The organism is Pseudomonas sp. Lz4W (assembly GCF_000346225.2).
In the GTDB taxonomy this organism is placed as follows: Bacteria; Pseudomonadota; Gammaproteobacteria; order Pseudomonadales; family Pseudomonadaceae; genus Aquipseudomonas; species Aquipseudomonas paraversuta.
In genome coordinates this window covers 4,437,369-4,457,541 of record NZ_CP017432.1, presented here as the reverse complement: position 1 = coordinate 4,457,541, position 20,173 = coordinate 4,437,369, and the positions used below count along the sequence as shown (strand labels likewise).

The 20,173-nt window shown below is 62.5% G+C and carries 16 protein-coding genes; 4 read left to right on the top strand and 12 right to left on the bottom strand.

From position 1 onward, the window contains the following. Positions 1-65 precede the first annotated feature (65 nt). The 9 genes from B195_RS20315 to B195_RS20275 all read right to left on the bottom strand — a co-directional run bounded on the left by B195_RS20315 (position 66) and on the right by B195_RS20275 (position 10,659). Entirely contained in the window at positions 66-2,183 is a 2,118-nt protein-coding gene (locus B195_RS20315; RefSeq protein WP_003439166.1) for a TonB-dependent siderophore receptor, read from the bottom strand. Between the two features lie 165 nt (positions 2,184-2,348). Then, positions 2,349-3,725: a PepSY domain-containing protein gene (locus B195_RS20310; RefSeq protein ID WP_003439168.1), complete on the bottom strand. Its 1,377-nt coding sequence runs from the start codon at positions 3,723-3,725 to the stop codon at positions 2,349-2,351. 82 nt (positions 3,726-3,807) lie between these two features. Then, complete coding sequence (locus B195_RS20305) at positions 3,808-5,886, bottom strand: TonB-dependent copper receptor (protein ID WP_037001308.1); 2,079 nt, start codon at positions 5,884-5,886, stop codon at positions 3,808-3,810. 98 nt (positions 5,887-5,984) lie between these two features. Next, positions 5,985-6,356: a DUF2946 domain-containing protein gene (locus B195_RS20300; protein WP_003439174.1), complete on the bottom strand. Its 372-nt coding sequence runs from the start codon at positions 6,354-6,356 to the stop codon at positions 5,985-5,987. Positions 6,357-6,398: 42 nt separating this feature from the next. Beyond that, the gene (locus tag B195_RS20295) at positions 6,399-6,893 is read right to left on the bottom strand and encodes a copper chaperone PCu(A)C (protein WP_003439177.1); all 495 of its coding nucleotides are present in this window, start codon (positions 6,891-6,893) and stop codon (positions 6,399-6,401) included. A 47-nt stretch (positions 6,894-6,940) separates the two neighbouring features. Continuing rightward, positions 6,941-7,339 carry a DUF2946 domain-containing protein gene (locus tag B195_RS20290; protein ID WP_003439179.1) on the bottom strand — a complete coding sequence of 133 codons (399 nt, stop codon included), beginning with the start codon at positions 7,337-7,339 and terminating at the stop codon, positions 6,941-6,943. 293 nt (positions 7,340-7,632) lie between these two features. Further along, positions 7,633-8,361 carry a cobalt-precorrin-6A reductase gene (locus B195_RS20285; RefSeq protein ID WP_003439187.1) on the bottom strand — a complete coding sequence of 243 codons (729 nt, stop codon included), beginning with the start codon at positions 8,359-8,361 and terminating at the stop codon, positions 7,633-7,635. After that, on the bottom strand, positions 8,358-9,455 hold the full coding sequence (locus B195_RS20280; RefSeq protein ID WP_003439190.1) for a cobalt-precorrin-5B (C(1))-methyltransferase: 1,098 nt from the start codon (positions 9,453-9,455) through the stop codon (positions 8,358-8,360). The genes B195_RS20285 and B195_RS20280 overlap by 4 nt, the downstream gene beginning before the upstream one ends. Beyond that, positions 9,448-10,659, bottom strand: a complete 1,212-nt coding sequence (locus B195_RS20275; RefSeq protein ID WP_003439193.1) for a bifunctional cobalt-precorrin-7 (C(5))-methyltransferase/cobalt-precorrin-6B (C(15))-methyltransferase — start codon at positions 10,657-10,659, stop codon at positions 9,448-9,450. Before B195_RS20275 ends, B195_RS20280 begins: the two co-directional genes overlap by 8 nt. Positions 10,660-10,939: 280 nt before the next feature. Here B195_RS20275 and cobG point away from each other — a divergent pair, with 280 nt between their 5' ends. Genes cobG through cobJ form a run of 4 tightly spaced genes read left to right on the top strand, consistent with a single transcriptional unit; the run spans position 10,940 to position 15,258 of the window. Beyond that, on the top strand, positions 10,940-12,244 hold the full coding sequence (cobG, locus tag B195_RS20270) for a precorrin-3B synthase (RefSeq protein WP_304528848.1): 1,305 nt from the start codon (positions 10,940-10,942) through the stop codon (positions 12,242-12,244). Beyond that, complete coding sequence (locus B195_RS20265; RefSeq protein WP_003439197.1) at positions 12,237-12,863, top strand: precorrin-8X methylmutase; 627 nt, start codon at positions 12,237-12,239, stop codon at positions 12,861-12,863. Before cobG ends, B195_RS20265 begins: the two co-directional genes overlap by 8 nt. Continuing rightward, positions 12,860-13,594: a precorrin-2 C(20)-methyltransferase gene (locus tag B195_RS20260; protein WP_029612514.1), complete on the top strand. Its 735-nt coding sequence runs from the start codon at positions 12,860-12,862 to the stop codon at positions 13,592-13,594. Before B195_RS20265 ends, B195_RS20260 begins: the two co-directional genes overlap by 4 nt. Beyond that, entirely contained in the window at positions 13,591-15,258 is a 1,668-nt protein-coding gene (gene cobJ, locus B195_RS20255; RefSeq protein ID WP_003439200.1) for a precorrin-3B C(17)-methyltransferase, read from the top strand. The genes B195_RS20260 and cobJ overlap by 4 nt, the downstream gene beginning before the upstream one ends. A gap of 59 nt (positions 15,259-15,317) precedes the next feature. On the opposite strand, the gene B195_RS20250 is transcribed toward cobJ, so the two are convergent. From B195_RS20250 to purD, 3 genes are all read right to left on the bottom strand, one after another. After that, entirely contained in the window at positions 15,318-15,914 is a 597-nt protein-coding gene (locus B195_RS20250; protein WP_003439201.1) for a MarC family protein, read from the bottom strand. Between the two features lie 74 nt (positions 15,915-15,988). Continuing rightward, on the bottom strand, positions 15,989-18,766 hold the full coding sequence (locus tag B195_RS20245; RefSeq protein ID WP_003439203.1) for a hybrid sensor histidine kinase/response regulator: 2,778 nt from the start codon (positions 18,764-18,766) through the stop codon (positions 15,989-15,991). 98 nt (positions 18,767-18,864) lie between these two features. After that, positions 18,865-20,163: a phosphoribosylamine--glycine ligase gene (gene purD, locus B195_RS20240; RefSeq protein ID WP_003439206.1), complete on the bottom strand. Its 1,299-nt coding sequence runs from the start codon at positions 20,161-20,163 to the stop codon at positions 18,865-18,867. Positions 20,164-20,173 lie beyond the last annotated feature (10 nt).

Here is a 20,173-nt window from a genome sequence, read left to right as displayed (position 1 = left end):
GAGCGAGTTGCTCGCGAGCTTTTTCACGGCTCGCGAGCAAGCGCGCTCCTGCAGGGGTTGGGGCTTTAAAAGGTGTAATCCGCCGTGACGAAGAACGAGCGCGGTTCGCCCATGATCCATTGCTGGCCGCCATTGTATTGGCTTACAGCGTACTGGCGGTTGAACAAATTATTCAGGCGCAGGCCCAGGGTGGTTTTTGGCAGCGCTTTCCAGCTGACAGTGGCGTCCACCACGGTGTAACTCGGCAGTACGACGGTGTTGGCAAGGTCGGCGTAACGCGAGTCCACATAACGCACCCCGGCCCCGGCATTCAGGTCATCGCTAATGGTTTTGCTCAACCACAGGTTGGCGGTGCGTCGCGGTACGTCGGTGGGGCGGTTGCCTTTGCGGGACACGCCTTCGTCATCGAACTTGTCGTATTCGGCCCGCACGAACGCGGCATTGGCCTGCAGCTGCCAGCGGTCCGGCAGTTGCAGATCGAGGCTGGCTTCAAGGCCGTTGGATGATTGCTGACCGACTTGCAGCGAGTTGCCCGGGTTGTTCGGATCAGGCGTCAGCAAGTCCTTTTTGACGATGTGATACGCGGCCAGGGTCCACTCACCGCGCTGGTCCCAGAACATTTGCTTGAAACCGACTTCGGTCTGGCGGGCGCGGGCCATGTCAAAGCCTTGCTCGGAGGGGTACAGGCTGATCAGCCCGGCTACGCCATCGACGCTGGTGGCCTGTTGCGCATACACCGACATGTCCGGCGTCAGTTCATACACCAGGCCGACTTTCCAGCTGTTGGCCGAGAGGCTGCGATCACTGCGGGTGTCTTCGATCAAGTCGTCGCGGTCTAGGTGCACGATGTCGCGCCGCACACCAGTGACCAGCGACAGCTGCTCGCTCAGTTGCGTGCGGTTTTCGGCAAACAGCGACACTTGCTGGGTGGTGGTCTTGAACTGGTCGCGGTAGGGCGAATTGCTTGTGAACTCGCCGCGATCCGGGTGGTTCATGTCAATCGGTGTGCCGCCAGTCACTACATCCTTGTAAGGCGCATTGCTGTGCAGGTCGAAGTGGATACGGTTGTAGTCCGCGCCCACCAGGGTTTTGCTTTCAAGGCCGAACAGATCGTGGTCGAGGGTGAACGTCTGACGGTCACCGACCTGTTCCTGCTGGTGCTTGATGCTGTAGTAGCCACTGCGCATCAAGGTTTGTCGGTCCTGGTCCCAGGCATGGTTTTCAGCGTTTTGCCAGCGACGCTGGGCCTTGAGGTAATACAGTTCGTTGCTGGCAACCAGATCGTCGTTGATCTGCCACTCGCTGTTCAGGCGCGTCCACTGATCGTTGTAATGCAGCTTGGCGTCGCGCACGTTGTAGTTCTTGTCCCGCAGGCTCTTGTGATAACGGCCATTGATCAGGGGGACGCCGAAGTCGTTCTGCGGCTCCTGGTCGCCGTAGTCGTGGCTCAGGGTAAATGCCAGATCATCCCGGGCCTGCCAGCGCAGGGCGGCACTGATAAAGGTGCTTTCGGAGTCACCGTGGTCGATCCAGCCATTGCTTTGGATGTGGTTGAGGTTCAACCGGTAGCTCAGGGTATCGGTCAGCGAGCCGCCGCTGTCCAGGGCTTGCTGCTGGCTGTCGTAGGAGCCGTAGCCAACCCGCAGATGATTTTCGATTTCGCCGCTGAACGGTTTTTTCGGGATCACGTTGATCACCGCGCCGGTCGCGCCTTCGCCGTACAGCACTGATGCCGGGCCGCGCAGCACATCGATGCGCTCCACCGACCAGTCGTCCACCGGGAAGGTCACGGTGCCGGCGCCGCTGTACATGCGAATCCCGTCATACAACTGCATCACCGAGCCCTGGCCGACAAAACCCCGGGCCGAGTACGACGAGCCGCCGTTGCCCGGGGTAGCCGTGTTGGTGATACCGGTGGTACGAGTCACCGCGTCCTGGACACTGCGGTCGCCGCGGGCACGAATCCGTTCGCCGCTCAGGCTTTCGACGCTGGCCGGGGTTTCAAGGCTGTTGAGGTTCAGGCGTGAGCCGGCGCTGGTGGCAGTCTTGAGGTCGATGTGTTCGGCATCGACTTGCGGCGCGGTAATGTTCGCGGCCGGCAGCATCAGGGACGGGGCGGAGTCATCCGCGTGGGCGCTGTTGATCGCCAGCAGACAGAGGCTGGAAAAAAGGTACTTGTTCATCGGGGCAGTGAGTCGCTTATTTCAAGAGGTGTCCCCGCTGCCTCCTGGCGGCGGGTGATGGAGCTTAAAGGCTTTTGTTATACAGTAACAATAGCTTTCTGCTTGATACTGGCTTGCCAGTATAGCCAGGGCTCTAGATCGCGCATCTCGGATGCTTCATGTTGTTTATGAGCGCAGCTCAAGTGGTGGCGTTTTGCGAAAAATCATCAGCAGGCGATCCAGCAGCCACACCGCGATCAGCGAAGCGCCCACCAACGGAAAGGCAATGGCCAGTGCCAGGATAATCAGCACCCCGGTTTTCCAGGTCGGCAAATCGTGGCGCAGCGGCGGGACCCCCAGACGGCCCTGGGGACGGCGTTTCCACCAGATCACCAGAGCGCTGACCGAACTCAGCAGGATCATCAGGCACACCAGCAAAATCACGATCTGGTTGAAGGTGCCGAACAGCTTGCCTTCATGCAGCATCACGCTCATTTCGGTGGCGCGGGCGACGTTGCCGTATTGCTCCCAGCGCACATCGGCCAGCACCTGGCCGGTGTATTGATCGATATGCAGGGTGGCGTCGTTGCGCGGGTCGTCAGCGAACACGGCGATGGTGAATACGCCGGTGGCGGTGGTGGGCAAGGTGATGCTGTAGCCGGGTTCGACCTTGCGTGCAGTGGCCGTTTCAACGACCTGTTGCAGGCTGATGCCGGGGGCCGCCGGGCCGCTTGCGCGGGCGGCATGGGCCATGTGTTCAGCGTGGGCCCCGGAGACCGGCAGCGGGGTGTTTTCCATCGCCCAGGGTACGGTCTGGCGGGCAGGGGTGTTGAGGCTGCGGGCCTCGATATCTGACTGCGGCACGTTATTCCACATCGCCACCGGGAAGCGGTTCCACAGGTCGGCGTATTGCTTGCCCCACAAGCCGGTCCAGGTCATGCCGCTGAGCAGCATGAACAACAACAGGGCTGCGCCCCAGAAACCGGTGACAGCATGCAGGTCGCGCCACAACACGCGGCCGCGGCGGCTCAGGCGCGGCCATAAGATTCCGGCGGCCGATTGCCCGCGCGGCCACCACAGGTACAGGCCGGAAACCACCAGCACCACGCCCCAGCCGGCGGCGAGTTCCACCAGCCGGTCACCCACAGTGCCGATCATCAACTCCCCGTGTAGCGCCCGGGCCACGGCTTGCAGGTTGAACCTGGCATCCTGCTCGCCCAGCACTTCACCGCTGTACGGGTTGATGAACACGTTGAGCTGGCGCCCGTCATTGCTGACCACGAACTGGGCGCTGCGCTCGGGGTTGACCGCAGGCAGGTACTGGCTGATCCGGCCCTGTGGATAATCGAGGCGCACCCGCTGCAGTTGCTCGTCGGCACTGAGGCGGTGGTGGCCGGGGGTGACATTGAGCAGGTGGTCATACATCAAGGGATTGAGCTGGGGCTTGAACAGGTAAATGATCCCGGTCAGCGCCAGCAGAATCATGAAGGGGGCGACAAACAGCCCGGCATAGAAATGCCAGCGCCAGGCCAGGTTGTAGAAAGAGGGGGTTGGTCGGCTCATCGGGAGCGGCTCCGCAAGGTCATTATTCTCTTGAGCCCTGTGGGAGCTGGCAAGCCAGCTCCCACAGGGCAATCCGTTGTTGTCAGAAGCTCACGTCAACCTTGGTCCACAAGGTGCGCCCCGGCTCGTTGATCGGGGTCGGGTCGTTTGCCGGGTAGCCGTAGCCGGCGTTGCCCGCCATGTTCAGGTGCTCGCTGTAGTTTTTATCCAGCAGGTTGTCGACGCCGGCACTGACCTTGAGGTTTTTGTTGATGCGGTACGCGCCGTTCAACGAGAACACGCCAAAACCGGCACTCTTGTCGTAGTCCTTGCCGACCACATTGCCGGCATTACGGTCGATGCGGTCTTGCGGTGCCACCAGTCGCCACAAGGCTCCGGCACTCCAGTCGTCCTGGCTGTAAGTGAGGCCCAGGCGGCTGTCCAGCGGTGGCATTTGCGGCAGTGCCTTGCCGTCCGTGGTGTTCTTGCCCCAGGCGTAGGCCAGGGTGGCGTCGGCTTTCCAGTGTGCAGTCAGCTGATACGCAGCACCCAGTTCGCCGCCCATGATCCGGGCGTTGACGTTTTGCGCCCGGGACGAACCCGAGTCGTAGTCGAACAGGATGTAATCGTGAACGACCCCGGCATAGGCCGAGACCCAGGCTTCGAGATCGCGGGTTTTGTATTGCAGGCCCACATCGAGCTGAGTGGTTTTTTCCGGCTTGATTGCATCGAAAGCGTTAACCGAGCCGGCCGGGCCTGAGGTCGGGGAGAACAGCTCCCAGTAATCCGGGAAACGTTCGGCGTGACCCAGGCCGGCATAGACCGTGGCCGGGCTGTCGGCCAGATCATGTTCGTAACGCACAAAGCCGCTGGGCAGTGTGTCGGCGCGAGTTTTATCCAGGGTCGGGTTGGCTTTGCTCATCATCCCGGAGCCGATCCGGGCGCGGTAATCCTTGGCCGCGGCGCGGTCCAGGCGGGCTCCGGTAATGACCCGGTCACGCTCGGCGGCGTACCAGGTCAGTTCGCCAAAAGCACCGTAGTTATGGAAGTCGGCGTCCTTGCTCCAGTTCTGATCCTTATAGGTATCGATGCCCATGCCGGAGCGTTTGCGGTGTTCGTTGGTCTGCGCATCGATACCGCTGATCAACTGGTAGTCGGCCCAGTGCCAGGTGGCCTTGATCCGTGCGCCGAGGGTGCGGCGGTCGACGTTGGAGGCCATGGGGCCGCTCATCATGCCGGTGCCCGACGGGGTGCGCAGGCTGTAGTTGTCCATGACGTGGTCGGCATAGTTGTAGTAGACCTGTGCTTCGATCTTGTCGAGAACATCGCCGATATTTGATTTTTCGAAGCGCAGGCCCAGGCTTTCGCGCTGGTACTGGCTGCCGTCCATGCCGCGCCCGGCAGAGCGGGCTTGACCATCGCCCTTGCCGGCAGTGAGCTCCAGCAGGGTGTCCGGGTCCGGGGTCCAGCCCAGTGCTACATCGCCGTTCCACTTGTCATAGCGCGACGGCACGGTGTCGCCGTTGCCGTCCTTGTAGTCATCAGCGTGCGCGGTGTTGCCGATCACCCGCACGTAGCCCAGCGGGCCGCCGGCGGCGGCGTCGACGGTCTTGTCGAAGCGGCCGTTGGAACCGGCCAGGACACTGGCATTGACCCGGGTGCCGAGTTCGCCGAAATGTTCCGGTTCGCGCTCGAACAGGATGGTGCCGGCCGATGCCCCCGGGCCCCAGAGTACGGTTTGCGGGCCCTTGATCACGGTCAGCTGGTCGTAGGTTTCCGGCGAGATGTAGGAAGTGGGGGCGTCCATGCGGCCGGGGCAGGCGCCGAGCATCATGCCGCCGTTGGTGAGAATGTTCAGGCGTGAACCGAACATGCCGCGCAATACCGGGTCGCCGTTGGTGCCACCGTTGCGGACCAGGGCGAAGCCGGGAATGGTCTTGAGGTAGTCGCCACCGTCACTGGCCGGCACCGGCTGGCGCGGGTCCTTGGGGTTGGTGACTATGGTCAGTGGCGAGCTGGGGGCGATGGCCGTGATCACCAGCGGGCTGATTTCGTTGGCGTGCTCTGCGTGTTCGTCGGCCATGACCGCAGGTGCGAACAATGCGCAGCACAGTGCGCTCAGGGCGAAAGGGAATACCGTTTGGGCGTGGGGCAAACGGGCGGCAACAGTAAAGCGGGACATAAACATTCCAATATTCAAGCGAATACAACACGGCCAGCGGCCTGCGGCTGTCTAAAGCAGCACTGGCAGGCGGGCCTGTGAATTTGTGGGGTCGGTGCTTAAAGGAATGCTGGCGGGGCGCGGGAGCGGGCGCCGGGGAAGACCGGTTGCCGGGCATGGCCCAGCAGGGTGGTCGCCGCCAGATAGTTGCCCGGAGGGGGGGCTGTATGGAGGGTCAGGGTCGGGGCGTTGGGCAGTGCCGGGCAACTGAACAGCAGGGTGCAATAGCCGCACTTTTCCCAAATCGCGTGGTGATCGGCGGGCGGTTTGCCGTGCTCGCCGTGGTCTTGCATCGACATGCCGGCCGACATCGGCATCGTCATGTTCATGGAGGCGTGATGATCCATCGGCACCGCTTGGGAAATCAGCGGGCCGATAAAAATCATCAGCATGGCAAACAGGCTCAGCCAGCTGCCGCGAATCTGCGACATGGCGTGCCTGGCGCGAGGGGCGCCCACGGGGATCAGTGACCGTTAGTGGGTGTGCATGGCTTCCGTGCTGGCGGGCGGCGCCTGTTTCTGCACGTTCACATCAACCGTGATGGCACCGGCCTTTTCAAAGTGCAGGGTCATGGGGAAGTGTTTGCCGTCCTGCAGCAGACTGCGGTCTTTGAGGCCGAGCAGCATCACGTGGTACGCCATGGGCGCGAACGTGACGGTGCCGCCGGGGGCAACCTCGACGCTGGGCACCGGTTGCATCTTCATCAAGTCGCCCTGCATCACGTGCTGATGCAGCTCGGCTTTATCGGCAATGGGGGTGTCGACACTGACCAGGCGGTCGGCGCTGGTGCCGGTGTTGTGAATCACGAAATACGCGGCCACGGTCGGCGCATTGGGCGGTAACTGCTGGGACCACGGATGAGCGATTTGCAGCGTGCCGCTTTGGTATTCATGGGCGTTGGCGAAACAGGCAGGCAGCAGCAAAGCCGCCGCGATCAGGGCATTCTTGACCAGTGACAGGTTCAACATGGCAATTCTCCGGAACGATTCAAACGCAAAGTGGTTGCGAGGATGAATCAGGCCAGAGGGGACGCGCGGGGGTTGAGGCTCGGCCATTGCTGGCGCGGGGTGGGGCGTTTGAGGTGATCGGGGACTTGGCTGTGGCCATGTTCGATGGCGGCGAAATACAGAGTCGGGATATGCGCCGGCAAAGCCACCAGCGGTGCCGCGCCCGAGCAGCACCAGCAATGCTGCATGTTCGAGTGATCGTCTTTGCGGCTGTCGCCGGCGTCAAGCTTGCCCAGTGACACGGCAACCATTTTGGTGCCGGTGGAGGTGCAAAAGCTGCTCCACATGAACTGTTCGCCCGCTTCTTGCCTTGCCCCGCCCATGGCTCCGGCCGTCGACATGGCGAGCATGTTGAACAGCACTGCGAAGCAGGCGATCCAGGCAAATGCAAAGCGTTGTCGGGACATGAACAATTCCATGAGTGATGGCATCAAGGCGGCTATTTAGCCTGAATGACCGACGTAAGTAAAAACACAGGCTGTGTGGCGAAATGTCGCGTCAGTGTAGTTCACGCTGTCTTGGTTCTGGGGTTGAAAACTTACCCGTTCGCTGTGGGAGCTGGCTTGCCAGCGATGCAGGTGCCGCGCGCCGGCAAGCCGGCTCCCACAATGGCGCAGTAAACCCTGTAGGAGCGAGCTTGCTCGCGAGCTTTTTCAGCGCTGCAAGCATGCGGCTTTTACAGCACAGCATTGGTCCATATTCACAAATAACTCTCCCGCTTCAGCACCTGCAGCACTTCATCGCCGGTCAAAAATGCACGGTCAACCTCTGGCAACTGCGGGCGTTTGAGAATCAACACCGGAGTTCCGCGTTCGCGGGCGACTTCGAGCTTGGGCTCAGTGGCGCTGCTGCCGCTGTTTTTGCTGATCAGTACGTCGATGCGGCGTTGGGCGAACAGGGTGCGCTCATCTTCGATCACAAATGGCCCCCGGGCGCCGATCACTTCGCAACGGGTATTGCCGGGGTAAGTGTCCAGGGCGCGCAAAGTCCAGAACTGTCCTTCGGGGATTTCATGCAAATGCTCAAGCGGCTCGCGGCCCAGGGTGAACAGCGGGCGCTGAAACGGTTTTAGCGCCTCGACCAGTTCGGCCCAGTTCGCCACTTCGCGCCAGTTATCTCCGGCCTGGGGCTGCCAGGCCGGGCGACGCAAGGCCCAGCACGGGATACCGGCGAGGACGGCAGCGCTGGCTGCGTTGTGGCTGATTTGTGCGGCGTAGGGGTGAGTGGCGTCGAGCAGCAAATCAATGCGCTGCTGGCGGATGTACTGCGCCAGCCCTTCGGCGCCGCCATAACCGCCAACCCGCACTTCACAGGGCAAGTCCGCGGGCACGCGGCCGACGCCGGCCAGGCTGTAAATATGTTGCGGCCCCAGGCGACGGGCCATGGCCAGCGCTTCAGTGACGCCGCCCAGCAACAGGATTCGTTTCATGCAAAGGCTCCGGCGTGACCGACTATCCCGCCCTGGCGGTCGATGGCAAACACTTCGACCTGCACCTGTTCCGGCACCACGCTACGGGCGAAGTCGAGGGCGTGCTGGCACACCGCATCACCCAGGGCGATGCCCGCAGCACTGGCCATTGCCAGGGCTTGCTGGCTGGTATTGGCCTGGCGGATCGCCTCTTGCAGTTCGCTGTCGGCACCGCTGGCGGCGGCCCATTCGGCCAGCTGCGGCAGGTCGATACTGGAGTGGCGGCTGTGCAAATCCATATGCCCGGCCGCCAGCTTGCTGATTTTTCCGAAGCCGCCGCAGAGGCTCAACTTATCCACAGGTACTTTGCGCAGATGCTTGAGTACGGCACCGACAAAGTCGCCCATTTCGATCAGGGCAATTTCCGGCAGGTTGTAGACCCGGCGCATGGTGTCTTCGCTGGCATTGCCGGTGCAGGCGGCGATGTGCAGGTAGCCGTTGGTCTTGGCCACATCGATGCCTTGATGGATCGAGGCGATGTAAGCCGCGCAGGAGAACGGGCGGACGATGCCGCTGGTGCCCAATATCGACAGACCACCCAGGATCCCCAGTCGCGGATTCATGGTTTTCAACGCCAGGGCCGCGCCGTCCTGGACGTTGACGGTGACGGTAAAGCCGCCGCTGTAGCCCAGTTCGGCTGCCAGCAGCAGCAGGTGTTCGGTGATCATTTTGCGCGGCACCGGGTTGATCGCCGGTTCCCCCACGGCCAGTACCAGACCCGGGCGGGTCACGGTGCCCACTCCGAGGCCGGCGACAAAGCCGATACCCGGTTCCGGCCTGAGACTCACTTGGGAGTAAAGCAGCGCGCCGTGGGTTACATCCGGGTCATCCCCGGCATCCTTGATGGTGCCGGCTTCGGCCCCCTGATTGCACAGGCGGCAGAACTCCAGGCGCATGGTGACGATCTTGCCTTTGGGCAAGGTGATGGCGACGGCGTCATGGCTGACCCCGCTGAGCAGCAGGCGCGCGGCGGCCAGGCTGGTGGCTGTGGCGCAGCTGCCGGTGGTCAGGCCGCTGCGCAGCGGCGCGGGTTGTTCGGCGGTTTCGTCACGCATCGAGAGGTTTGGTCACGTCTAAGAGGGTTATCGGCAAGGCCTGACGCCAGGTATCGAATTCCCCCAGCGGTTGCGCCTGGGCGATATGGATTCGGGTCAGTTCGCCACCGTGACGCTCGCGCCAGCTCATCAGCAGCATTTCGCTTTGCAGGGTGACGGCATTGGCCACCAGGCGCCCGCCGGGTTTGAGCTGTTGCCAGCAGGTGTCGAGCACCCCTTCGCGGGTCACGCCGCCGCCGATAAAGACCGCGTCCGGGCGCTCCAGCCCTTCAAGGGCTTGCGGAGCCTTGCCGCGGATCAGTTGCAGGCCGGGTACGCCCAGAGCATCGCGGTTGTGTTCGATCAATTGCTGGCGCCCGGCATCGGCTTCGATGGCCAGGGTGCGGCAGCTGGGGTAAGTGCGCATCCATTCGATTCCGATCGAGCCGCTGCCGGCGCCCACGTCCCACAACAACTGCCCCGGCAACGGCGCCAGACGGGCCAGGGTAATGGCCCGTACATCGCGTTTGGTCAGTTGGCCGTCATGGCGGAACGCGCTGTCGGGCAGCCCGCCGCTTCGTGACAGCGGCCGGGTGTCGGTATCGGCTAGGCAGTCGATGGCGATCAGGTTGAGCGCCGCCACGGGCGGGTCGCTCCAGTCATCGGCACTGGCCTCGACTCGCCGCTCGGCCGGGCCGCCCAGGTGCTCAAGTACCCTCAGGCGGCTCGGGCCAAAGCCGCGTTCACGCAGCAGGGCAGCAACGGCCGCCGGGCTGCTGGCGTCGTTGCTCAGCACCAGCAGGCGCACGCCGCTGTGCAGATGAGCATTGAGCGCGGCGACAGGCCGCGCCACCACCGACAGCGTCAGTACATCCTGCAAGGCCCAGCCCAGTCGGGCGGCGGCCAGCGAGAAAGATGACGGGGCAGACAGCACCTGCATTTCATCGCTGGCTACCACCCGGGCAAGACTGGCCCCCACACCGAACCACATGGGGTCGCCGCTGGCCAGCACGCACACCGGTGTACCGCGCAAGGCCAGGACCGGTGCCAGTGAGAACGGGCTCGGCCACGCCTGGCGTTCGGCGCGGATGCAGGCGGGCAGCAAGTCCAGCTGGCGCGGACCGCCAAACACGTTGCCGGCACTGAGCAGGGCGCGCCGGGCGTTTTTGCCCAGGCCGCTGAAGCCGTCTTCACCGATTCCCACAATTGTTAGCCAGGGCGACATGCCGATCCTCTTGGTAAACGCTGATTTTTCCATCCGCCAGCACTGTTGCAAGACGCGCCGGCAGGGCGCCCATGATAGCGCGCCTTGGGCTCTCGGCGCCTCGCCCATAAAGCGGGCGGGCGGGCTCTATTGCAGGTAATGCTGCTTAAGGTTGCCCGCAGCGGGTATTCCGTCCGGCAAGCTTTTCATGCGGTCGCCCAAAGCAGGCATAATGCGCCACCTGCAACAGCCCATTGCCTGCCTGGATCGACCTTTGACCTTGCCACCTCAACTCCCTGTCATGACGCCCGTGCGCCCTACGGCTTGCCCGGGGTTGCTGCGTATCGTGCAGGCGCTGGACGGCGGGATTTGCCGGGTCAAGCTCGATGGTGGCTGCATCACCTCGATGCAGGCCCGTGCCGTGGCGGATGTGGCGCAGCGCTATGCCAGTGGCGTCATTGAAGCGACCAACCGTGGCAACCTGCAGATTCGCGGGGTCGGGGCGCAACATCGGGCTCTGGTTGAACCCTTGCTGGCGGCAGGTCTGGGGCCTGCGACGGCAGCGGGTGACGATGTGCGCAACCTGATGCTGAGCCCGGCTGCGGGTATCGACCCGCAGATGCGCATCGATACCCGGCCGCTGGCCGCAGAGCTGCTTGCCAGTCTGCAAAACACCCCGCGGCTGGCCGAGTTGTCAGCCAAGTTCGCGCTGCAACTGGACGCTGGCGAAGCCCTGGTGATGCTGGAGCACCCGCACGATCTGTGGCTATCGGTGATTGAGCTGGACGGTCAGTTGGTGATGGCCTTCGGTCTGGCCGGCTGCCCGGCGCACAACCCGGCATTGGCTGCGGTGCCGCTGGCACAGGCCCATGAACTGGTGATGGCGGTACTGTTGCTGTTTCTCGATCTGGCCCGGCCTGAGCAAACCAGAATGCGGCATCTGCTTGAGGAAGTTGCCGTCGAGCACTTCATCGAGCAGTTGCAGCAACGGCTCAGCGTGGGGTTGATCCCGCTGGCCGTGGGGCCACGGGGTGTCGCGCCCGGGGTGAGGCATATCGGTACTTTTGCCCAGCGCCAGCAGGGCCGGGTGTATATCGGCGCGGTTCCCGGCCTGGGGCGTCTGGATGCCGCCATGCTCCGGGGGCTGGCGCAACTGGCTGACGAATCTGGTGACGGCACCCTGCGGTTCAGCCCCTGGCAAAGTGTGTTGCTGCCTGGGATCAAGACCAGCGATGCGCCAGCTGTGACCCTCCAGTTAGAGGCGCTGGGTTTGTTGTGTGAGGCGGCGCAGCCGCTGGCACATCTGGTGGCCTGCACTGGCTCCGAGGCGTGCGCGAAAGGCCTGGCGGACACCAAACAGGATGCCCGCCAGCTCGCTGCGGGTCTGCGCCAACCGCTGAATGTGCATCTGACCGGTTGCCGGCGTTCATGTGCGGCAGCCCATATTGCGCCGGTCACTCTGCTGGCCGTGGCGCCCGGTCATTACGACCTCTATTTACGTGCTCCAGAACAGCCGGGTTTCGGTGTTCTGCATGGGCGCAATCTTACTATTGAAGCGGCAGGCGCCTGGCTTGAGGCCCGCCAACGGAGCAACACCGATGATTGATTACATCCGCGATGGTCAAGAGATCTATCGCAACTCTTTCGCCATTATCCGGGCCGAAGCCAACCTCGAGAGCATCCCGGCAGACCTGGAAAAACTCGCAGTGCGGGTGATTCACGCCTGCGGCATGGTCGACGCCATCGAAGACCTGCGTTTTTCCCCCGGTGCGGGCAAGGCCGGGCGCGATGCGCTGGCCGCCGGCGCGCCGATTCTGTGCGATGCACGCATGGTGCTTGAAGGTGTGACGCGTACGCGTTTACCTGCCAATAACCAGGTGATTTGCACGCTCAAGGAAGAAGGCGTGGCCGAGATGGCGCTGGAGCAGGGCAACACCCGCTCGGCGGTGGCCCTGGAACTGTGGCGCCCGTATCTGGAAGGCAGCGTGGTGGTGATTGGCAATGCACCGACCGCGCTGTTTTACCTGCTGGAGATGATTGACGCCGGGGCACCGAAACCGGCCTTGATTCTGGGCTTCCCGGTAGGTTTTGTCGGGGCCGCAGAATCCAAGGCGATGCTGGCGGCAGACAGCCGTGGCGTGCCGTTTGTGATCATGCAGGGCCGCCGCGGCGGTAGCGCGATGGCTGCGGCAGCGGTCAACGCACTGGCCACGGAGATCGAATGATGACTCAACCTGGACGTTTGCTCGGTCTGGGCGTCGGTCCCGGCGATCCGGAGCTGATTACCGTTAAAGCCTTGCGCCTGCTGCGCGAATCGCCGGTGGTGGCGTACTTCGTGGCCAAAGGCAAAAAAGGCAACGCGTTCGGCATCATCGAAGCGCACCTGCAAGACGCGCAAAACTTGATGCCACTGGTGTACCCGGTGACCACCGAGGTGTTGCCCGAACCGCTGTCGTATGAACAAATCATCAGCGACTTCTACGATCAGGCGGCCGTAGAGGTTGCCGTGCATTTGCAGGCCGGCCGTGATGTGGCGGTGATCTGCGAAGGCGATCCGTTCTTCTATGGCTCCTACATGTACTTGCATGACCGTCTGGCCGAGCGCTTTGAAGCGCAAGTGGTGCCGGGGGTGTGCTCGATGCTGGGCGGCGCTTCGGTGCTCGGCGTGCCGCTGGTGTATCGCAATCAGAGCCTGTCGGTGCTGTCGGGGGTGCTGCCCCACGATGAACTCAAGCGGCGTCTGGCCGATGCCGACGCTGCCGTGATCATGAAGCTGGGGCGCAACTTTCATAAAGTGCGCGAGGTTCTGGGGGAGCTGGGGCTGGCCGAGCGTGCGCTGTACGTCGAGCGCGCGACCATGAGCAACCAGAAAATCGTCCCGCTCAATGAAGTGGAGCCGATGTCGTCGCCTTATTTCTCGTTGATCATCGTGCCCGGCGAACGGTGGCAAGGTTGAGTCGCCCGGCCCCGGCCATTGTGATTCTGGGCAATGGCAGCCTGGCAACGGCCCGGCGCATCCAGCAGCTTTACCCTCAGGCGTTGATTTACGGCCTGGCCGGGCGGGTTGACGCGCCAGACCGCAGCTACAGCGATTTTGGCGCGACCCTGCGCCAGCTGTATCAGCAAGACACGCCGATTATTGCGCTGTGCGCCGCCGGGATTGTGATTCGCACCCTGGCTCCGCTGCTGCTGGAGAAAGGCGCCGAGCCGCCGGTGCTGGCCGTGGCCGAAGACGCCAGCGCGGTGGTTCCGCTGCTGGGAGGTCTGGGGGGGGTGAATGACATGGCGCGGGAAATCGCTGCCGGTCTGCAGGTTGCCCCGGCCATCACCACCAGCGGCGAATTGCGTTTTGGCACCTGCCTGCTGAACCCGCCGAGGGGCTATGCCCTGGGCGACCTGGAGGTGGGCAAACGCTTTGTCTCGGATTTGCTCGCGGGCGAGTCAGTGCGTATCGAAGGCGATGCGCCCTGGCTGGCCGGTGCACAACTGCCTGAAAACCCGCAGGCGCGGCTGGCGATCTGCGTCAGCAGTGCCGAGCGTGAACCCGCGGCCAATGAACTGCTGATCTACCCGCGCAATGTTGTAGCCCGGGTCAGCTCCGTTGTTGCAGCGCAGGGGATCCGTGAGGCGTTGCATGCAGTGAAGCTGGCCTGGCAATCGCTGGCCTGCATCGTTGCCGACGACACCTTGATGGCGAGCCCGCAACTGCGTGAGGCGGCGGCTGAGCTGGCTGTGCCGCTACGCTTTGTGAGTGCCGAGGAGCAGGCGCTACCTGTGGCCTGGCACGAGTCGGGCAGTGGTTTGGCCCTGGGGGTCGCTTCGGTTCCTCTGGACCCGCAACAGATCGGCAGGGCCCGGGGGCGGTTGGCAGTCATCGGCCTTGGCCCCGGCGCTGCGGAATTGATGGTGCCTGCGGTCAAGGCCGAACTGGCGCGGGCCAATGACGTGCTGGGTTACGAAACCTATGTGCGGATGGCCGGACCGTTTCGCGACGATCAAGTGCTGCACTGCACCGATAATCGTGAAGAAATGCAGCGCGCGCGGCATGCCTTTGAACTGGCGGCCAGTGGTCGCTCGGTGGTGGTGGTGTCTTCGGGTGATCCGGGGGTTTTTGCCATGGCCGCCGCCGTGCTTGAAGCCTTGCATGAGTCTGGTGATGCGCAGTGGCACAACGTCGACCTGGAAATCCTGCCCGGGGTTTCGGCATCGCTGGCTACCGCCGCGCAGGCCGGTGCGCCATTGGGGCATGACTTCTGCGTGATGTCGCTGTCGGACAACCTCAAGCCGTGGAGCATCATCGAAAAGCGTCTGGACCTTGCCTGCGAGGCGGATCTGGCGCTGGCGTTCTACAACCCGATTTCCCGCTCACGGCCCTGGCAGCTGGGGGTTGCGCTGGAAATCGTGGCCCGGCACCGCAGCCCACAGACGCCGGTGGTGCTGGGGCGTGACATTGGCCGCCCGGGCCAGACATTGCGGACTATCACTTTGGGCGCGTTGACTGCGGATCAGGTGGATATGCGCACCATGGTGCTGATTGGCTCGTCTACCACCTGCACCTTCCCGCGTGCCGACGGCACACAGTGGGTGTACACGCCACGCTGGTACGGCGAAAAGCCCTGACAGGCAGCATGGCCCCGCAATGGGGCCATGCTCTGTAATCGCTGACGGGGCGCGGGAGGTCAGGGCACCAGATACCCACGGATTCCGGTGAAGATGATCTGCGCCGCCAGCGCACAAACGAACAGGCCCATCAGGCGGCTGACGATCTGCAAGCCCTGGTCACCCAGAATCCGCTCGATCCTGTTGGACAGGTACAACACCACGCCGACGGTCAGGCTGGCCAGGGTAATGCTGACTATCGCCATCAGCTTGTCATCCCAGTGCGGCTGGCTGACCCCCATGACCAGCAGGGCACCGATGGTGCCCGGTCCGACCGTCAACGGAATGGTCAGCGGCACTATGGTGACATCCTGCTGCACGTTGTCGGTTTGCACGGCCGATTTGCCCTGGGCCATGCCCAGTGCCGAGATGAACAGCACGCTGCCGGCGCCGATGCGGAAGGCGTCGACGGTAATCCCGAAAACACTGAAGATCGCCCGCCCGAACAGGTAGAGCAAGACGCTGGATATCAAGGTGGCCAGCGCCACTTTCCAGGCGAGACGACGGCGCTCTTTGTTGGAGTAGCCACGGGTCAGGCTGATAAAGCATGAGAGCACGAAGAACGGGCTGTAGAGCACCAGCATCTTCAAATACACACTGAACAATACATGGAGCATGGTCTGAGCTCACACCGAAGAAAGGCGACGAAAGTCTATCAGGCCGCCGGCAGTCTGTCGGCCAGCGTAGGGCCCTAGGAATGCTGCGCCTGGGATTCACGCAACTCCCGTTGCGCCACCCAATATTCCACCAGCTCGCGCAGTTGCGACAACTCGACCGGCTTGGCCATGTGTCCGTCCATGCCGGCCTGGCGCGCCCGTTCTTTGTGCTCCTCCAGTATGTGTGCGGTTAACGCCACCACCGGGGTGCGAATACGTTGATGGCTGACTTCCCAGGCGCGTAATTGCTCAGTGGCCGAGAAGCCGTCCATTACCGGCATTTCGCAATCCATCAATACCAGGTCATAACGCTGCGCTTTCATGGCCTTCAAGGCCTCTTCGCCGTTACAGGCCGTGTCGGGCTGCAAATTGAGCTTGCCCAGCATGCCGCGAATGACCTTGGTGGAAATACTGTTGTCTTCGGCAACCAGGATGCGGAAGTCGCCAGGCACCGTCACCGCTGTTGGCGGGCCATTGGCCGGGAGCTGCGCAGAGATCTGGCCTTTGTTGCGCTGGGTCAGTTCATCGGCCAGGGTGGTTTTCAGGGTATAGCCCGCCACCGGTTTGGCCAGAATGCGCTTGATCCCGCAGTTGCGCGCAATGATCTTGCTCGGGGCGTTGCTGATGCCAGTCAGCATCACCAGCAGGATGTCGTGGTTCAGGCTCGGGTCTTCTTTGATCTTGGCCGCCAGTTGCATGCCCGTCATGCCCGGCATGTTCTGGTCCAGCAGCACAATGTCGAAGTAGTCGCGCAGATGCGCCTTGGTGCGTAACAGGGCCAGGGCTTCTTTGCCCGAGGCCGCCGCGCTGACACTCAAACCCCAGGCCGAGCATTGCTGTACCAGCACTTTGCGGCAGGTGTCGTTGTCATCGACCACCAGTACCCGTGCACCCTTGAGCGGGCTGTCCAGGTCGGAGGTCGGGTGCTCGAGGTGTTGCGGGTCCAGGGGCAGGGTCAGCCATAGGTTGCTGCCCCTGGTTTGCCCCGGCTTTATGCCGAACTCACCGCCCATCAAGCTGATCAGCTGGCGGGCGATGACCAGCCCCAGGTGACCGCCCAGGCGGGTAGCGGCGAGGAAGTTCTTGCTGTGCAGTTCGGCACTGAGCAGGGCTTCGCGCTCCTGTTCATCCATCGGCTGGCCGGAGTCCTGGATGGCGATGCGCAACCGTGGCGGCTGAGTGCGCTCTTCCAGTGCTACGACAATCAATATCTCGCCTTCGACGGTTTTCTTCAGCGCGCTTTCGAGCAGGCTCAGCAGGGTCTGGCGCAGGCGCGTGGGGTCACCGCTGATGACCCTCGGGACCTGTGGCTGAATGAAACTGATGAGTTCGACGTTTTGCTGTTCGGCTTTGGTGCGGAAGATATTCAGGCAGTCTTCGATCAGGGCATTGAGGTCGAACTGCACATCGTCCAGTTCGATCTGGCCCGACTCGAGCCTGGAAATATCGAGAATTTCATTAATGAGCGTCAGCAGTTCATTGCCGGCGCTGTGGATGGTCTGTACGTAGTCACGTTGTTTGACCGACAGTGGTGTCCCCAGCAGCAGTTCAGTCATGCCCAGTACACCGTTCATCGGGGTGCGAATTTCATGGCTGATCTTGGCCAGGAATTCGGCTTTGGCATTCACTTCGGCGTTACTGGCGGCCAGGTCACGGCTGATGCTGAATTGGTCCTCGGCGATGCTGCGAGCGCGTTCGCTCAGGGCGATGCTCATCAGCAGGCCGCAGATACAGACCACCGCCATCAAGGCCAGGATCAGCTCCTGGGGTGCGATCAGGGTCAGGCCCAGGAGCGTCGGGAGAATCACCAGGGTGCCGATGTTGAACACAATCATGGCCACCACGAACAGGCGGGCAGGGCGGTAGCCTTGCTGCAAGTGGTGAACCGAGACCAGCAGGATGCTCAGGCTTGCAAGCCCGACCAGGCCATAGGTCATCACGTTTAACGGCAGGGTGTCGAAGAACAGCACCAGCAGGCCGCCGATACAGATAATCAGGGTGTTGAGCAGCAACAGTTTCTGCAACCTGTGGGCGCTGCGGGCGCCAAAGAAACTGTAGGTGAACATCAACCCGCAAGGCGCCGTCAGTATCAGCGCCAGATAGGCCCCGGGTGGGTGGGCGCTGTGCCACTCGGGAAACCAGGGACCCAGCAGATTCAAGAACAGCGCCGAGCTGATCAGGAGCAAGGCTTCGCAGGCAGCGAGCCACAGGCTGCTGACTGAGCGGGTGAAAGCAAAGCGGATCAGGTTGTGCAGCACCAGCATTGCCAGGCAGCCGAGCAACAGCCCGTAGAGCAGGGTCATGCCCTGGTTAGCGGCGAGTATGACGGCGGAATCGAGGGTAATGTGCGGGCGCAGCTGATGCTCCGAAACCAGGCGCAGATACACATCCAGCTCTTGAGAGCTTTGGGGCAAGGGCAGCAGGTAGTCGCTGCTGGACAGCGGTTTGTCGGACGTCGGCAATGTACTGCCGGCGCTGGTTTCGCTGATCAGTTTTTTGCCGTCGAGAACGTACAGGTCAAGACGTGCAAGATCCGGGGCGAAGACTCGCAAAATCTGTTCATGCTTGTTGGGCTGCAGCCGGAATCGCAACCATAACGCCTCATCGGGGTTGGCTGCGGTCAGCTCTTCGAGCTCGATTGGGCTGAATTGATTGCTTAAGCGGGGGGAACTGACATCGCTCAGTTGCAGGTCGCCACTATGGTCCAGAAGGACAGACCAAAGGTTGCCTTGGGCCGCCTGCACCGGCGTTAAATAGAGCAAAGCAGTCAGTAGACTGACGGTAATACCTATGGCGATCCTAAGCCAGCGCACGCTGAAATCCCTTCGTATATTGAAGCCTGATGGTAACTATGCGCGGCGCTGGAATAGTTAGGCAAGGGTTTGATCCCTTGCCTGTCCATATGGGTTACCTATTCCTGGGTTTCGCCGCGCTCGCGTGCAATGGCCCGGTAGCCAATGTCGTTGCGGTAGAAGCAACCATCCCATTCGATGGTTTTGGCCAGTGCATAAGCCTGTTCTTGAGCTGCTGCAACGGTGTCACCCATGGCGGTCGCGCACAGCACACGGCCACCGGCCGTCACCACTTCGCCAGCGGCATTGAGGGCGGTGCCGGCGTGGAACACCTTGCCTTCCAGTTTGGCTGCAGCATCCAGACCATGGATCACTGCACCCTTGGCGTAGTCGCCAGGGTAGCCGCCTGCAGCCAGGACGATGCCCAGGCTCGGGCGCGGGTCCCATTGTGCTTCTACCTTGTCCAGCGCCTGGGCCAGAGCAGCCTCTACCAGCAACACCAGGCTCGATTGCAGGCGCAGCATCACCGGTTGGGTTTCCGGATCGCCGAAGCGGCAGTTGAACTCGATGACTTTCGGGTTGCCGGCTTTGTCGATCATCAGGCCTGCGTACAGGAACCCGGTGTAGACGTTGCCTTCTTCGGCCATGCCGCGCACGGTTGGCCAGATAACCAGATCCATCACGCGCTGGTGCACTTGCGCAGTGACCACTGGCGCCGGGGAGTAAGCGCCCATACCGCCGGTGTTGGGGCCGGTATCGGCATCGCCGACGCGTTTGTGGTCCTGGCTGGTGGCCATCGGCAACACGTTCTTGCCGTCGACCATCACGATGAAGCTGGCTTCTTCGCCATCGAGGAATTCCTCGATAACGACGCGCGAACCGGCTTCGCCGAATGCGTTGCCCGCGAGCATGTCGCGCACGGCATCTTCGGCTTCAGTCAGGGTCATGGCGACGATTACGCCTTTGCCTGCTGCCAGGCCGTCAGCCTTGATCACGATAGGGGCGCCGACTTTTTGCAGGTACGCCAGCGCCGGCTCGATTTCAGTGAAGTTCTGATAGTCGGCGGTCGGGATCTTGTGGCGTGCCAGGAAATCCTTGGTGAAAGCCTTGGAGCCTTCGAGCTGGGCAGCGCCGGCAGTCGGGCCGAAGCAATCCAGGCCGCGGGCGCGGAACAGATCGACCACACCGGCTACCAGTGGAACTTCCGGGCCAACGATGGTCAGCGAGACATTTTTCTCGGCGAAATCTGCAAGTTGCTCAAGGGCCAGCACGTCGATAGCGACGTTCTCGCACTTGGCTTCAATGGCGGTGCCGGCGTTGCCCGGGGCAACGAATACTTTGGCGACACGCGGGTCCTGAGCTACTTTCCAGGCCAGTGCGTGTTCGCGGCCACCGCTGCCAATGATCAAAACATTCATTTCAAAAACC

Coding starts and splice junctions, on each gene's coding strand:
- B195_RS20290 (WP_003439179.1), bottom strand. CDS start 7,339: ATGTCCCGACAACGCTTTGCATTTGCCTGGATCGCCTGCTTCGCAGTG.
- B195_RS20280 (WP_003439190.1), bottom strand. CDS start 9,455: ATGCGTGACGAAACCGCCGAACAACCCGCGCCGCTGCGCAGCGGCCTG.
- B195_RS20300 (WP_003439174.1), bottom strand. CDS start 6,356: ATGTCGCAGATTCGCGGCAGCTGGCTGAGCCTGTTTGCCATGCTGATG.
- B195_RS20285 (WP_003439187.1), bottom strand. CDS start 8,361: ATGAAACGAATCCTGTTGCTGGGCGGCGTCACTGAAGCGCTGGCCATG.
- cobG (WP_304528848.1), top strand. CDS start 10,940: ATGACGCCCGTGCGCCCTACGGCTTGCCCGGGGTTGCTGCGTATCGTG.
- B195_RS20295 (WP_003439177.1), bottom strand. CDS start 6,893: ATGTTGAACCTGTCACTGGTCAAGAATGCCCTGATCGCGGCGGCTTTG.
- B195_RS20275 (WP_003439193.1), bottom strand. CDS start 10,659: ATGTCGCCCTGGCTAACAATTGTGGGAATCGGTGAAGACGGCTTCAGC.
- B195_RS20260 (WP_029612514.1), top strand. CDS start 12,860: ATGATGACTCAACCTGGACGTTTGCTCGGTCTGGGCGTCGGTCCCGGC.
- B195_RS20315 (WP_003439166.1), bottom strand. CDS start 2,183: ATGAACAAGTACCTTTTTTCCAGCCTCTGTCTGCTGGCGATCAACAGC.
- B195_RS20305 (WP_037001308.1), bottom strand. CDS start 5,886: ATGTCCCGCTTTACTGTTGCCGCCCGTTTGCCCCACGCCCAAACGGTA.
- purD (WP_003439206.1), bottom strand. CDS start 20,163: ATGAATGTTTTGATCATTGGCAGCGGTGGCCGCGAACACGCACTGGCC.
- B195_RS20250 (WP_003439201.1), bottom strand. CDS start 15,914: ATGCTCCATGTATTGTTCAGTGTGTATTTGAAGATGCTGGTGCTCTAC.
- B195_RS20310 (WP_003439168.1), bottom strand. CDS start 3,725: ATGAGCCGACCAACCCCCTCTTTCTACAACCTGGCCTGGCGCTGGCAT.
- B195_RS20265 (WP_003439197.1), top strand. CDS start 12,237: ATGATTGATTACATCCGCGATGGTCAAGAGATCTATCGCAACTCTTTC.